Origin of the sequence: Oribacterium sinus (assembly GCF_963537195.1) — a bacterium.
In the GTDB taxonomy this organism is placed as follows: Bacteria; Bacillota; Clostridia; order Lachnospirales; family Lachnospiraceae; genus Oribacterium; species Oribacterium sinus_A.
Genome location: NZ_CAUTEG010000066.1, coordinates 1 through 13417, shown reverse-complemented (window position 1 = coordinate 13417; position 13417 = coordinate 1). Strand labels below are relative to the sequence as shown.

Here is a 13417-nt window from a genome sequence, read left to right as displayed (position 1 = left end):
TGTATTAGCGTCTTGATTATATTTATAATTAATATCGAAATAATCGTTAGTGTGCCCATTAACTATTTTATCAAGATTATCTAAGCCTGGTCTATATGGATAAGCAGCCAGAAAATCATATCCGTTGAATGTTTTATACGCCTCTCCTGATTTATTGCTTTTATCAAAGATATTAATATCACCTTGAGCATCACCAGGCACTTCCAACTGCCAAGTTTTTGGATCTGATCCCTCTTTTTTAATATACTTTTCCAGCCCTGTTTTATACGTTTTTACTGTCCTAACCGTTGGCCCAATTTCATTAAAGTTCTTATCCACATAATGGAATATAATTGGTGGGCAATACTGTACAGCGCTGTCATTCCAGTTAATCTGATATAGAGAGAAAGAATCCACAACAAACTCTTTAGTGATTGTTTCTTCTTTATTTTCTTCTTTTACCAAAGGTTCTGTAGTTTCATTAAGTTCTGTAGCCTCTTCATTTTTAGCCTTTAAGGACTGAACCACTACTTCAACTTTTTCAATGGCTTTTGTTTCATCATTTTCCACCAAATGATGAATGGAGATTTCATCAGAAGACACATCTGCTGGTAAAGCCTTCTTATCAATACTGATTCTAACCGATACCGGAGACTTTGGCTCTACTTCTACAGCGCTGTCTTTCTTATCCACAAAGCGGATATCCAAGCTAGCTGCATCGTCGTAGATGGAATGCTCTTTCAGAACTTTAACCTGCTCTTCGGAAAGCTTTTCACCTTCTGCTTCTTCTTCCGGCTTGAAGAGACGCTTTGCTTCTAATACTACGTCGCCGTCAAATGCCGCTTCGTCGTAGAATACCTGTACGTTACCGAATCCTTCGATTTCTACGTTCTGGCTCTTTCTGCCAAGTTCGTTCAAGCTGTACTGGGTAAAACGAATAGATTGTAATTCAGAAAGGATTTCTTCACTGTGCTCTGTGATATCTTTCAGAAGACTACTGTCTTCTACAACTGCTTTCTGTGCTTCTGTTGCCTTTTCAGCCTGAGCTGTCTCGGCTTTAGCTGCAGCTTCTTTAACTTCCGCTTCAGTAGCTTCTACTCTAGCTTCTGTTGCTTCCTCGGAAGCTTCTGTCTTCACCTCAGCCTTAGCTTTAGTGGATTCCGCTACTGCTTCTGCAGCGGTACTTACGATTGCTACTTCTGAATCATCCTTACGCGCTTCCTCGGAAGCCTTGCTTTCTTCTGTAGCTTTAGTTTCTGCTGTTGCTTTGCTTTCTGCCACTTCCTGCTTAGCTTCGGTAGAACTCTCTTCTGCTTTGGAAGCTTCTACAGTCTGTGCTTCTGTGCTTTCAGCCTTAGCTTCTGTAGCCTTGGCATTCTTAGCTTCTGCCTGCGCTTTCTTGGCATCGCCCAAGAACTGCTTGAACAGGCTTGTCTTGGAAGCTACGGTTACTTTCGGATATTTATTACCATCAACAGAGAGCTGGAAGGTCATTCTTTCTGTAGACTTGTTCTCATACACAAAGGTGATGAGCTCACTTCCGGTTAACTCTGTGTTTCTTTCAAGATTACTGTCAGATGCTTTCTCTTCTTCTGTTAAGGAAACCGTTGTTGCTTCTTCTTTCTTAGGAAGAAGTCCTGCCACTGCACTCTCTTTGCTGTAGAGCAGTAAGCTTTCTTTACTTTCCTTACGAACCAGTCTGTCTAAGTCCTTCGCATCTCTTTCTACATAAATCTGTAAGCCGGCTTCTTCAGTGTTCAGGCTCTCTTCCAGATTCTCGGCGATACTGTTCAGAGGAATGTTGTAAATCTCTTTCTCTCCGTCAAAGTACTCTTCAAACTCTGTCGCCAGTTCCTGATCCTTGCTGTAGGAAGCTAGATTACTCTTTCCCACTTTCTCGCCCTTCAGGATAGCTTCTGTAGCCGCTCTCCGAAGATCCGCTCCAAGGAGCTGTACCTTTACTTGGCTTCCGCTTACTTCAATTTCGTTATTCTGTTCGGTATGAGAGGAATCTGCTCGTCCGGAAATGGTAAGTCCACGATAGCCGGTGAACAAAAGACAAGCAATCATCAGTAAGGATAACTTCTGCTTAAATCCCTTCTTCATCTTCCCTATATAATTATTTCTACGATAATTCTTCATGCCATCGACCACCTTTTTCGTACTGTTGGGTTTGCGATTCTTTGAAAAAAACCGAAAGCTTTCTTTCAGACTTTCGAAAAGTTCTCAGACTTTCTTAGACTTTCCGGAAGTTTCCTTTAAGATTGCTTTTCCACTTTCTTAGAATCTTCTTTCCTTATTCTTACTCAGTACAGTTCAGGCTCGATGTTGCGGGCGTTCCTTCTCTGTATCCCGTATTCTAGCAAAAGCAGTTTTTATTTCAATAGACTTTGCGCGAAAGGCCCTTTAAATGTCATGAAAAGGGTTTTTCCCGTTTTATCCCATTTTTCGCCTATTCAAAATGCTTTAAATATTTTCTCGTTCCTTCGATTTTCTGTGCAATATTTCTTAATATTTTTTTAGTTTTTTCTTGTTTCTTTTTCTTCTCAGCTGTATTTTCGCGCAAAATATTCGGAAGAAGTCCTTTCTCCCTATATTTACGCGCACAAAAAAGAGTTCTTACGCCTTGTCTTCATTTTCATAGATGATTGCCCCGTGGGGACAGGTCTTTGGAAAATGTAAATATGCGTTCAAACGTTCTATCAGCTTCTCATCGCTGATGTGCTCCAGCTGCTCCGCCTGTTCGTGGACTTCCGCTTCTTCATATTGAAGCTTGGTCATCAAAAAGCTTTCCCACAAACGGTGTCTGCTTAAAATGCGTTTGGCGATCCGCTCTCCCTCTGCGCTCAAGGATAGCTGTCTCCCCTCTGCTACTACAAAACCTTCTTGAATCAGTTTCTTCACCATCTCTGATGCTGATGCCCTGGAAACTCCCAAACTATCCGCAATTCTCTGATTACTGGCCTCTCCTTCGCGTTCAGCAATCTTAAAAATCGCCTTGATGTAGTCCTCCCGGTTCTGTGTCATCTGGCCTCCTGTATAGACTCTTACTACAGACCTCTTCCTTTCTTTTTCTGTGTTGCATTGTCGCAATTATTCAATTTTTTTCTTCTCCATTACAGGGAATATAAACCCTTTCTAAATAAAACGCAAGCGTTTCCGTCATTATTCCCCATTTTAATATTTTCACGCCACTTATTTAAGCAATATTCTTAAATTGCAAGTTTTTTGCTTTGTGAAAATAGACTATGGTAAGCTTCTTCTATCTAAAATCACCCGGCTTTTATAGGAATGGTAGCTCCTTTTCGATGCGCCTTCTTCCATTCATTTTGTATCAACCCGTCCAGCATACCGACAAAGGCGCAACATCCGGATAGAGAGATGTTGAAGCGGAAGGATAGTATTAACGCCACTATAGCGTGTAGCAGAGCAAAGGATATGCTATAGAGAATACATTCCCGCAGATTCCTGCTGTATAGTCTTGCCACGGCAATGGGAGCTACAAAGAGAGAAATGGTCAGGATTCCTCCCACCGTATCAAAGGAGGATATGCTTGTGATGACGATGCAAAAGAGCAGGGCATAATGAAGACGTCTTTGACTTTTTGACATTTGCCCCGCCTCCTCTCCTTCAAGAAGCAGCTTCTTCATGGGACGGTAGCTAATCAGCAGAAAGGCGGTGTTTAAGACCAGGCAGAACAGCATTTTCCAAAAAGCGACAGGCATCCCCAGAGTTCTTTGAAAGGGTATCAGGAAGGGATTTCCCATCAGCACCATATCCGTGTCCAAATGGACATTTCGGTAATATAGGCTTAATAGGAGTATGCCCAGAGCAAAGAAGAGGGGGAAGAGGAAGCCCAGACTCTCCTCTCTTTTCCAACGAAGCTTTTCCTGTAGCAGTTCTATGCAATAAAAGGTGAAGAGGGCGAAGACCCCTGTGCCCAGAATCAGAAGGGGGGAGGACAGGTCTTTGATGAGGCTAAAGCTTAGGACGATGCCCAATAGAGAGGTGTGGGACAGGGCATCTATGGACATACTGCAATTTCGATAGTAGACATAGGGGCTGAGCATGCCTGTAGCTATCGCGCAGAGAAGAAAGACCAAACAGATTTCCGGCATGGCACTCCTTTCTTATTAGGAAAAAACTTTTCAGTGGTTTTAGGAAGAAACTTTTCAGTGGTTTTAGGAAGAAACTTTTCAGTAGTTTCATGACAATGTTTTGTGACCTAAGCTTTGGATGCCGGCACGAAGCTCTTTCAGGATAAGCAGTAGCATAAGGCTTCCTCCCATCAGTACGATGATGCCGGCTCCGGTGGAAAAGCCTTTTTGGCTTAGGCTTAGGCCTGTTCCCAATAGGGAATAGAATAGGGATAGCAGTCCCGCCAGCAGGAAAATGACCTTTCGCCTTCCGGACAGCTCTCTGGCAAAAAGCATTGGCAGAACCAAAAAGGATGCCATCAGAAGCACCCCCAGCATCTTGATACCCAGGGCAAGGAGGGGAATCAGAAGAAACCGGAGCAGGATATGCATTTTCCTCTCCTCCACCCCCAGAAATTCTCCATATTCCGGATCAAAGCAATACAGACAAAATGCCCTTCTAAATAAGAAGAAAAGACTTAGGCTAAACAAGCTCCAGAAGAGAATCAGAACAAAGTCTTCCTTTTGCAGGAAGGCTGCGGAGCCGAAGAGAAAGCTTTTCAGGCCGGATTGGGAGGCTTTGGCAAAGTGGGGATTTCCCGTGATTACAGTTTTTAAAACCATTCCCAGTCCGAACATTCCGCTTAGGCTTAGCGCCAGAGCGCTTTCTCCCCGCATTCCCTGCTCTTTCTTCGTGAGGCTTTGGATAATACGGAGAGTACAAAAGGCTGTAAATGCAGCGCCCAGGGCAAGAATCTTAGGGGACTTGGTGGCAAAGAGCATATAGGCCAGAATCACTCCGGGATAGGTGCCGTGTCCCAGAGCATCTCCCAGCAGGCTTTGCTTTTTATAGAGAAGAATTCCTCCGATGAGGGCAGCGCTGAGGGCCAGCACCCCCAGGGGGAGGGCAATCACAAAGAAATCATAGGATAAAAAGAACATAGGCTTTCGCTTTCTATGGAGAAGCTTGCTGTATCATGAAATCTCATTTATAGAGCAAGCCTCTTATGGAGAAATAGCAATTTTCTTATGCAAACATGGTTTAGTATGAAAAAATGGCTTCTACGTTTTCAGGGCTCAATACCTCTTCAGCTCTTCCGAAGCCGTAGCTTCCCGCCTTGATCCACAGGATATAATCAAAGTTCTCCTGCAAACGGCTCAGGTCGTGGTGGATGCAGAGGATGGTCTTTCCCATTTTCTTGAATTCCTTCAGCTTTTCCGTGATGCTTCGTTCGCTTTTTTGGTCAATGGCGGCGAAGGGCTCATCTAATAGGAAGAGTTTGGCTTCTTCCGCCAGAGCTCTCGCCAGGAAAACCTTCTGCTTCTGCCCTCCGGAAAGTTGGCTAATCTGCCGTTTTCGTAGCGCTGTTAAGCCCATTTCCTCCAGTGCCTTGTCTCTTTTCTCCCGATCCTCGTTTCTAATAGGAAGAAACCAGCCTCGTTTTTTGTAGGACGCCATCTCTACCACCTCTTCCACAGTGATGGGAAAGTCCCAATTTACCTTAGTGCTTTGAGGAATATAGGAAAGGTAATTTTTCGCTTTTTTCCCTTCTTCTCCGAAAATGCGGACGGTTCCGGCATTTTTCGGAAGAAGCCCAAGCACCGCCTTCATCCAAGTGCTTTTTCCGGCGCCGTTGGGCCCGATAATGGCGGTCATGCTTCCTTCCGGAATCTCTACGGAAAGTCGGGACAGCACTTCCTTTTCCCCGTAGGAGACGGAAAGCCCCTGACAGGAAATGGCGGAGGGCATCACAGACGCGTTCGTAAGCATGGCTTGACTGCCGGCTTGTGCGTGGGAGAATTGCGGCAAGGAAAAGTTCTCTGCATCCATCCTCTTCTCCTTCTATTTCAGGTGGTCTACAATCAGGTCTACGTTGTAGCGTACCATGGTGAGGTACGTGTCTCCCGCCTCTCCTCGGAGTCCCAAGGAGTCGCTAAAGAGCCCGCCCTCTCCTTCCTTGTCTCCTTCCACCACCTCTACGGAAAAGCCCTTTTCCTTGCAGGATTCCTGGAGCTTCTTCATGCGCTGGGGGTCGGTGGTGGATTCCGTGAAAATGGCTTTAATCTTATGGTCTACGATAAATTGCGCGGTTTCCGCCATGTCATAAGCGGACACTTCGCCGTCCGTGCTTACCCCCTGGGGCGCTTTCACTTCTATACCGTAGGCTCTGGAAAAATACTGGAAGGCATCGTGGGGAGTAAGCAACACTCGACTTTCCTTGGGAATTTCCTCAAGTCTTTTCTTGGTGTATGCTTTCAACTCTTCCAGTTCCTTTTGATAGGCTTCTTTTCTTTCTTCGATAATAGATTTTTCCTCAGGAAGCTTTTCTTCCAAAGTTGCCGCCATGGTGGAGACTGCCTGTGCATACAGGTCTTGGTCAAACCAAAAATGGGGATCCGGCACATCTTCTCCTTGGAAGGCCTGAATGACCTTATCCTCCGGGAAGTCCTTGGAAACCATGACGCCCCCCTGTGCCTTCAGGGCATCCTGCATTTTCCCCTCAAAATGTAAGCCGTGGTAGAAAAGAACTTCGGCGCCCTGCATCTTCTTTAAGACCTCGGGCTTCGCCTCATAGGTGTGGGGATCCTCTCCTCTTGGGATAATGCAGCTGATTTCTACGCTGTCTCCTCCCAGCACCTCCGCCATATCCTCTAAGAAGCTGGTGGTGACGCAGAGCTTGAGCTTATCCTTTGCGCCGGTGGAGCTTGCGTCTTTGGATTTTTCGTCTGTCGAGTTTGCATCAGGAGACTTTGCGTCCGGGGACTTTGCGTCAGGAGACTTTGCTTCCGCTTTATCGGCAGATTGACCGGCGGATTGGTTTTCGGATGGACTTCCGGATTGGCTTTCCATGGCTGCTCCACAACCTGCGGAGAGGGCGGTCACCAGAACCAAGCCTAGGAGTCGTTGGAATATGAGCTTTCCGTAGGAGACTTTCTTGTTCATTGTTGTTTTTCCTTTCCTTTTCGTTTTACTGTTTCTTGATTGTTATTTCTTGATTGCTACTTTTTAATTGCTACTTTTTAATTGCTACTTTCTAACTATTGCTTCTCCATTACTACTCCTCGAATGTAAAAATCAGTATTATTTATCAAGTTTAGTATTTTACTTGTATTATTTGAGAAGCTTTATTCTTTTTGTAAGGTTATCCTTACAGGTGATTCTATTACTTTGTATACAAGATTGCAAGAACTTCTTTTTCACTTTTGCTCCTTTTTCTTATTTTTCCAAAAAATAGGCAAAAAATCAGAAAGAAGAAAAGACTGGAAATGAAAAATACGCTACAATGAGGATTGGAATTTGAGAAATTCCAAAGCATAAAGGAGGATGAAGCAATGGCTATAGAAATAAAGAACAAAAAAGAAGAACAGGCGAGGGAGGAATTGACTCTCCTGATACAGCGTTACCCGGTACTTTCCGGAATCGAAGAGAATATCTGGCATGCTTTTACCATGATGCGGGATAGCTACGATAAGGGAGGCAAGCTTCTGTTATGCGGTAACGGGGGCAGCTCCGCAGATACGGATCATATCGTAGGCGAGCTGATGAAGGCCTTTTGCAGTAAGCGCCCTTTGGCGCCTGAACTTCTGTCCAACGTAAAAAAGCTCTTCGGAGAAGAGGAGGCCTCTTACTTTGAAAAGCATTTGGAGCAGGGACTACCTGCCATTTCCTTCAGCAGTCAAACCGCCCTGCACACTGCCTTTAGCAACGACCAGGACGAAACGCTGTTTTATGCCCAGTGTCTCCTTGGCTACGGTAAGCCGGAGGATCTGCTCTTTTGTATCAGCACCTCCGGAAATGCCAAAAATGTTTCTTATGCGCTAAAGCTTGCCAAGGCTATGGGCATCCCCAGCATTTTACTGACAGGAAAGGACGGGGGAAAGGGCAGAGCGATTGCGGACCTTTCTTTGATTGCGCCGTCCAATGAAACGTATCAGATTCAGGAGCTGCATCTGCCGATTTATCATGCTTTGTGTTTGATGCTGGAGAGGTATTTTTTTGCCGCATAAGGGGGACTGTATTCATTGATGAGGGACGCTCGGATGCAGTATAGGCATGGAATCGGGCACGCTCTCGCTAACCTCGCCTTCGTAATGAAGGACTGTATCCATCGAAGGCGTTCGCTCCAATGCAGTATAGACATGAAATCGGGCACGCTCCCGCTAACTTCGCCTTCGTAGCAGTACTAACTTCAAGCTTCGCTTTAGCTCGCTTTCAGTAAGTACTGACGGGCTCAGATTGCCCCTCTTTCATGCCTATACTACATCTGTCGCTTCCACTCATTGTTTATACAGTCCTTCACTTCATAGGCTTTCAGTAAGCTTTGGCGGGATTAGATTATCTCTCTTTCAGGCCTATACTATCTAAAATCTCTTTATTACTTTGATTTTTTATAGCCTCTTTTTTCCAAAAATTCCTTCACTTCGGCTGCATCTCGAAGATGTGTAATACGTAAAGATGAGTCCTTTTTTCTTGTCAAAGACTCTTGGTATGATTCTTCTATAGCATTAGCAAATTTTTCGACCTGCTCTTCCCCTGATACTATAAAATTCTTTGTTATACTTTCAGTTGGCATAAGTTCTCCTTCTATAAATCTATAGCACCCTCATCCAGTAAAAACTGCTCTACGCCAAGGTAAAGAATACCGTCTTCATCATGCTTTGGGAGGATATAGTCTTTTACAACGACTATTTTTCTAAAGAAATCTCCGGACTGCTTTAAGGAGGCTGTTTCCTGTGCTCTTTTCTCCGGACTGTCTACATGTAAGGCTGACTGAATATAATATTTATTACTTCCTCGATTCACTATAAAATCAATTTCCAGATTTTTCCGTGCTCTTTTGCCCTCTTCATTTTTATAATTTTGCTCTACTACGCCCACATCCACATTTAGTCCGCGCATACGGAGTTCGTTGTAAATGACATTTTCCATAATGTGCGTCATTTCGTTTTGTCTAAAATTCAGTCTGGCATTTCTGAGACCGATGTCGGAAAAATAATATTTGTAGGGTGAAGAAATGTATTTTTTCCCTTTCACATCAAATCTTCTGGCTTTTTCCATCAAAAAGGCATCAATAAAATAATCCAGATAAGTGCTAATGGTTAGCTGAGAGATTTTGATATTTTTTTCTGATTGAAAGGTATTTTCCAGCTTTCTTGGATTGGTAAGGGAGCCAATGGAAGAGGAAACAATATCCAGTAAATCTTCCAGGATAAAGGCTTCTTTACCAATACGGTTCCTCTCCATCACGTCTTTAATATAGGTATTCTGAAAGAGATTTTTCAGATATTCGCTTTTTTCTTCCGGCGTTTTCCTGCTAAGGACGGTAGGCATCCCGCCATATAGACAATATTCTTCGAAAGCCAGTCTGGGATTTCCCTCATAGCAGGAGGAAAACTCTGCAAAAGAAAAGGGATATACTCGAATTTCATCCCCTCTGTCCCGAAACTGAGTCAGAACATCAGAGGACAGCATCTTTGAATTGCTGCCGGTAATGTAAATATCCGCATTGGGAAGTTTCATCAGGCCTAAAACAAGGTCTACAAAGCCAATTTTATTTTCACTGTTTTTGATATAAGGATTCTCTACTTCTTCCACAAATTGAATCTCGTCAATAAAGATGTAGTAGTTTTGTTCCGGCTGCATGCGCTCCCGAAGGTAAGCATCCAGTGTAAGAGGATTTCTATACTGCATGTTGTGAAGCTCATCCAAAGCTATGGTAATGATTTGCTCCTCTTTGATACCAAGGCTAAGCAAATATTTTTTATACAGAGTGAATAACAGGTAAGACTTTCCGCATCGTCGAATACCGGTGATGATTTTTACCCTTCCATTATCCTTTTTATCGATTAAACGCTTTAAATATCTTGGTCTTTGCACTTCCATGGGTTTCTCCTATTTTATATTTTTGTGTAAATGCACATTTTTATAAAATGTTTTTTCTATTATAAAGGTAACGGATGGAAAGAACAAGGGAGTATCGCAGGCTTGCGATACTCCCTTGGCCTAAAAGAAGCTGTAAATATAAAAACTATGTTGTATGCAATATAGGGCTGAAAGAGGTGTAATCTGAGCCTGCTCCATTCTTACTACAATTCTCTTTTATAATACCATTATGCATATTGTATTGTTTTAATTTGCTGTAGTTCGAGATCAAGCTTTCTTTTTTGCATTCGAATATCGATGTCGTTCTGCATATTGATGAAGTATTCATCCGAAACACCGAATAACTTCGCGAGTCGGAGAGAGGTATCAATCGTGATTTTTCGTCTATTATGCAGGATGTCTTGGATTCTGGAAACAGGAACATGAATTGCTTGTGCAATGCCATATGCGCTTAGTTCCATCGGCTCCATAAATTCTTCTCGAAGGATTTCGCCAATGCTTGGTGGCTCAATATAATTTAATTCCATAACTTCTCCTTTTTAGTGGTAATCCACAATCTCAACGTTTCTAGCTTCTGCAAGATGAAAGCTAAAGCACAGCCGAAATTGTTTGTTTGCGAATACTATATTGCCCTGCCCTATCACCGGATAATTTCTCCAGATGATTAGATGGTGGAATGCGAAGATCTTCCAAAGTCTTCGCATTGTTAAGCATGATTAGTTTTCGTAAGGCTATATGCTGAATATCTATTGGTAGCTTTTTGGAAAAAACTTGATGATATATCTTTTCAGTTTCTTTGTCCTTACATGTTGTAATCATAAATTAAAATATACCTTTTTCGCGTGTATATGTCAATGCTGCGGTGGAGTAACCATAAAAGCTTTCAAACAAGTGAAAGAGCAAAAAAAGATAAAAATATTCGATTAAAGGCAGGAAGATAAATCAGACTTGGCATAGATTCATGACCTCCAAATCCAACCGAAGAATTTGAACTTTTTAAATAGTTTAATGGTAGTAATGATGAAAAACTACCACGAAAACTACCATGAAAACTACCATGAAACAGGAAGAAATAATTAAATTAATTTCTGAAAATCCTCACATTAGCGCTAAATAAATGGTAGAAAAACTAAAGCTTACGGTTAATGGTGTACATTATCATTTAACTAAAATGAGGAAAGCAGGATTTATTCCAGCTCCCTCTCCACAATCCATCTTGCAGCTTCTTCTAAATTTTCAAAGTATGGAGGGCAAGGCTTCCTTTCCTCTTCCAGTTTCCTTTTCTCCTCTTCCCCGTATCCGGTAGCCAGAAGAATGGGCTGTACGCCGAAGTTTACTCCGGCTTCACAGTCTAAGATTTTGTCCCCAATCATATAGGAGTGGGAAAGCCAAGCTTTTCGCTCTGCTTGTCTGTGCTCCTGCTCCAACGCTTCCCGTTCTTCCCGGCTTAAGCGGTAGAGGCTTTGAATGGGTGACTCTGCTTCATTATTTCCCTGCAATAAATCCCACTCTGCCTGATAGAGCATTCCGGGATTGGGCTTTCGGCACTCGCATTCTCTTTGGTACGCTCCTATCCCCTGCGGATGGTGGGGACAGTAATAGATGCCCTTCAGGAAAATGTCTCTCTTTTTAAGCTCTTCTCTTAAAAAAAGATGCAGGGCTTCCGCATCCTTTTCTCTGTAATAGCCACGCCCGATTCCGGCCTGATTCGTCACCACCACCAGCTGAAAGCCGGCTTTTGACAGGATAGATAGGCCCTCTAAAACATGGGGGAGAAAACGAAAATCCTCTACCTTATGTAGATAAGACACTTCCTCATTAATGGTGCCGTCCCGATCCAGAAATACGGTTTTTTTTAAAGACTGCACTTTGTCCTTGGCATTCGATTTTAGATTTTCATGTACTTGTAGCTTCCCATGACCATTTACGTTGTGCTTTTCATTCGAAGAATTGGGGGCATTTTCTAGTTGTTCCTCTATATTTTTCTTCATAGTTTCCCCTGCTCCACGTCCGTAATAAACTGCTGATAGTCCTTGGGAATGCCGATATCCATGAAATAGCCATGGAAGGGAAGGCCAAAGATCCGCTTTCCTTCGGAAAGCCATTTGGGGATGCAGTCCTGCTCTAAGCTCTGCTTTCCCTCAGGAATTTCCGCAACGAGGCTCTTCTTCATTACATAGATGCCTCCATTGATTTCCCCGGATAAGGACTTTGGGGAAGACGACGCTGCTTGCTGAGCGTTTCCCTCTATCGGCTGTTTCGAGCCTTCACCAGGCTGCTGCCCACCATCTCCCAGCTTCTCATTCCATGCCAAAATCCGGCCTGCTGGATCTCTTCGCACAGCACCGTAGCGGGAAATATCCGGTACCGCTCTGGTGGCCAGGCTGAAATCCCCATCATTTTCCTGATGAAAACGGAGAAGTCCCTGATAGTCCATGGGAAAATAGGTGTCCGCATTCAGCACCAGTACCTCTTCTTCCAAAATCTTCGGCAGGGCGTTTCGGATGGCACCCCCGGTGCCTAGTGGCTCTTCCTCATAGGAATAGGCAATCTTTAGGCCAAAGGCGGAGCCGTCCTGAAAATACTCTTCAATCATCTCCCCCATATAGCCCAGGGCAAAAATCACTTCCGTAATACCCTTGTCCCGGAGCATTTCCAGAAGGTACTGCAAAAAGGGCTTTCCGCAAATATCCGCCATGGGCTTGGGACGGTCTGCCACCACGGAACGAAGTCTGGTGCCCATTCCTCCACATAATAAGATTGCCTGCATTTTCCCTCCTTATAAAATGATTGCTACCGGCACATTATTCTATCGAGTTTTCCAAGCTCTCTGCGCCGATAGCTTGATTTTCACTGCTTTTCTTCCCTGAATTTACTTTAAGTCCAGCACTTCTCCGTCTTTTCCAAGACCAAAATCCTCTCGAATACCTTCAAATACCGCCTCTGTGGAGAATGCCTTTTCCACAAATTCCAGGGATTTTTGTCCCATTTCCCGAAGCTTTGGAATGTTTTGGTAGAGAAGGGCACCGGTTTTGGCAAATTCTCTTTCTTCTCCTTCGATGGCAACCACTTCTTCAATACCCGGGATGCCTTCTGCTCCGCAGGGTGTGGTCAGGATGGCGGCTCCTTCATGGAGGGCTTCCACAACTTTTCCCTTCACGCCTGCTCCGTAGCGCAGGGGCACAATCACCATTCGGCTTTCCTGATAGAGGCTATGAAGCTTTTCGTCACTGACAAAGCCCAGTACCTCTATGCCCTCCTGCTGTCCCAGGGCCAGAACCTTCTCTGTAGGCTTACTGCCCACAATCCGAAAACGAAGATTCGGAAGCTGTCTTCTCATTAAGGGGAAGATTTCCTTGGCAAACCAAAGCACGCCGTCCTCATTTGGCGGGTGAGCAAAGCCTCCCACAAAGAGCAT

The 13417-nt window shown here is 44.0% G+C and carries 13 protein-coding genes and 1 pseudogene; 1 reads left to right on the top strand and 13 read right to left on the bottom strand.

Annotated elements, in window-relative coordinates; genetic code table 11:
• From RYL27_RS08055 to RYL27_RS08030, 6 genes and pseudogenes are all read right to left on the bottom strand, one after another.
• A pseudogene (locus RYL27_RS08055) lies at nucleotides 1–2121 on the bottom strand (hypothetical protein); the annotation flags it as partial.
• 477 nt (nucleotides 2122–2598) lie between these two features.
• Nucleotides 2599–3006, bottom strand: a complete 408-nt coding sequence (locus RYL27_RS08050) for a metal-dependent transcriptional regulator (protein ID WP_183683622.1) — start codon at nucleotides 3004–3006, stop codon at nucleotides 2599–2601.
• A gap of 245 nt (nucleotides 3007–3251) precedes the next feature.
• Complete coding sequence (locus RYL27_RS08045; RefSeq protein WP_314966442.1) at nucleotides 3252–4097, bottom strand: metal ABC transporter permease; 846 nt, start codon at nucleotides 4095–4097, stop codon at nucleotides 3252–3254.
• Nucleotides 4098–4184: 87 nt separating this feature from the next.
• Nucleotides 4185–5057, bottom strand: coding sequence for a metal ABC transporter permease (locus RYL27_RS08040; protein WP_314966440.1), 873 nt, complete (start codon nucleotides 5055–5057; stop codon nucleotides 4185–4187).
• 100 nt (nucleotides 5058–5157) lie between these two features.
• Nucleotides 5158–5946: a metal ABC transporter ATP-binding protein gene (locus tag RYL27_RS08035; RefSeq protein ID WP_314966438.1), complete on the bottom strand. Its 789-nt coding sequence runs from the start codon at nucleotides 5944–5946 to the stop codon at nucleotides 5158–5160.
• A gap of 12 nt (nucleotides 5947–5958) precedes the next feature.
• A complete protein-coding gene (locus tag RYL27_RS08030; protein ID WP_314966437.1) occupies nucleotides 5959–7059 on the bottom strand; it encodes a metal ABC transporter solute-binding protein, Zn/Mn family in 1101 nt (366 codons plus the stop codon).
• A gap of 389 nt (nucleotides 7060–7448) precedes the next feature.
• Here RYL27_RS08030 and RYL27_RS08025 point away from each other — a divergent pair, with 389 nt between their 5' ends.
• The gene (locus RYL27_RS08025) at nucleotides 7449–8123 is read left to right on the top strand and encodes a D-sedoheptulose-7-phosphate isomerase (protein ID WP_314966435.1); all 675 of its coding nucleotides are present in this window, start codon (nucleotides 7449–7451) and stop codon (nucleotides 8121–8123) included.
• Nucleotides 8124–8491: 368 nt separating this feature from the next.
• Here the strand turns inward: RYL27_RS08025 and RYL27_RS08020 are convergent, their stop codons facing one another.
• The 7 genes from RYL27_RS08020 to RYL27_RS07995 form a co-directional block, all read right to left on the bottom strand.
• Nucleotides 8492–8689 (bottom strand): hypothetical protein, encoded by a 198-nt coding sequence (locus RYL27_RS08020; RefSeq protein WP_314966434.1) that lies wholly within the window; start codon nucleotides 8687–8689, stop codon nucleotides 8492–8494.
• 11 nt (nucleotides 8690–8700) lie between these two features.
• A complete protein-coding gene (locus RYL27_RS08015) occupies nucleotides 8701–9999 on the bottom strand; it encodes an ATP-binding protein (RefSeq protein WP_314966432.1) in 1299 nt (432 codons plus the stop codon).
• A gap of 227 nt (nucleotides 10000–10226) precedes the next feature.
• Nucleotides 10227–10526 (bottom strand): HigA family addiction module antitoxin, encoded by a 300-nt coding sequence (locus RYL27_RS08010; RefSeq protein WP_040649615.1) that lies wholly within the window; start codon nucleotides 10524–10526, stop codon nucleotides 10227–10229.
• A 61-nt stretch (nucleotides 10527–10587) separates the two neighbouring features.
• Entirely contained in the window at nucleotides 10588–10818 is a 231-nt protein-coding gene (locus RYL27_RS11520; RefSeq protein WP_442945751.1) for a type II toxin-antitoxin system RelE/ParE family toxin, read from the bottom strand.
• A 368-nt stretch (nucleotides 10819–11186) separates the two neighbouring features.
• Nucleotides 11187–11990 (bottom strand): D-glycero-alpha-D-manno-heptose-1,7-bisphosphate 7-phosphatase, encoded by an 804-nt coding sequence (locus tag RYL27_RS08005; protein WP_314966430.1) that lies wholly within the window; start codon nucleotides 11988–11990, stop codon nucleotides 11187–11189.
• A complete protein-coding gene (locus tag RYL27_RS08000) occupies nucleotides 11987–12769 on the bottom strand; it encodes a nucleotidyltransferase family protein (protein WP_314966428.1) in 783 nt (260 codons plus the stop codon). Before RYL27_RS08000 ends, RYL27_RS08005 begins: the two co-directional genes overlap by 4 nt.
• A 102-nt stretch (nucleotides 12770–12871) precedes the next feature.
• Nucleotides 12872–13417, bottom strand: a 546-nt coding sequence (locus RYL27_RS07995; protein WP_314966426.1) for a glycosyltransferase family 4 protein, incomplete at its 5' end; no start/stop codon positions are given.

What these genes read in the sequence shown, in the direction of transcription:
- RYL27_RS08005 (WP_314966430.1), bottom strand. Translation starts at nt 11,990, where the DNA reads ATGAAGAAAAATATAGAGGAACAACTAGAAAATGCCCCCAATTCTTCG.
- RYL27_RS08010 (WP_040649615.1), bottom strand. Translation starts at nt 10,526, where the DNA reads ATGGAATTAAATTATATTGAGCCACCAAGCATTGGCGAAATCCTTCGA.
- RYL27_RS08000 (WP_314966428.1), bottom strand. Translation starts at nt 12,769, where the DNA reads ATGCAGGCAATCTTATTATGTGGAGGAATGGGCACCAGACTTCGTTCC.
- RYL27_RS08020 (WP_314966434.1), bottom strand. Translation starts at nt 8,689, where the DNA reads ATGCCAACTGAAAGTATAACAAAGAATTTTATAGTATCAGGGGAAGAG.
- RYL27_RS08030 (WP_314966437.1), bottom strand. Translation starts at nt 7,059, where the DNA reads ATGAACAAGAAAGTCTCCTACGGAAAGCTCATATTCCAACGACTCCTA.
- RYL27_RS08025 (WP_314966435.1), top strand. Translation starts at nt 7,449, where the DNA reads ATGGCTATAGAAATAAAGAACAAAAAAGAAGAACAGGCGAGGGAGGAA.
- RYL27_RS08045 (WP_314966442.1), bottom strand. Translation starts at nt 4,097, where the DNA reads ATGCCGGAAATCTGTTTGGTCTTTCTTCTCTGCGCGATAGCTACAGGC.
- RYL27_RS08015 (WP_314966432.1), bottom strand. Translation starts at nt 9,999, where the DNA reads ATGGAAGTGCAAAGACCAAGATATTTAAAGCGTTTAATCGATAAAAAG.
- RYL27_RS08035 (WP_314966438.1), bottom strand. Translation starts at nt 5,946, where the DNA reads ATGGATGCAGAGAACTTTTCCTTGCCGCAATTCTCCCACGCACAAGCC.
- RYL27_RS08040 (WP_314966440.1), bottom strand. Translation starts at nt 5,057, where the DNA reads ATGTTCTTTTTATCCTATGATTTCTTTGTGATTGCCCTCCCCCTGGGG.
- RYL27_RS11520 (WP_442945751.1), bottom strand. Translation starts at nt 10,818, where the DNA reads ATGATTACAACATGTAAGGACAAAGAAACTGAAAAGATATATCATCAA.
- RYL27_RS08050 (WP_183683622.1), bottom strand. Translation starts at nt 3,006, where the DNA reads ATGACACAGAACCGGGAGGACTACATCAAGGCGATTTTTAAGATTGCT.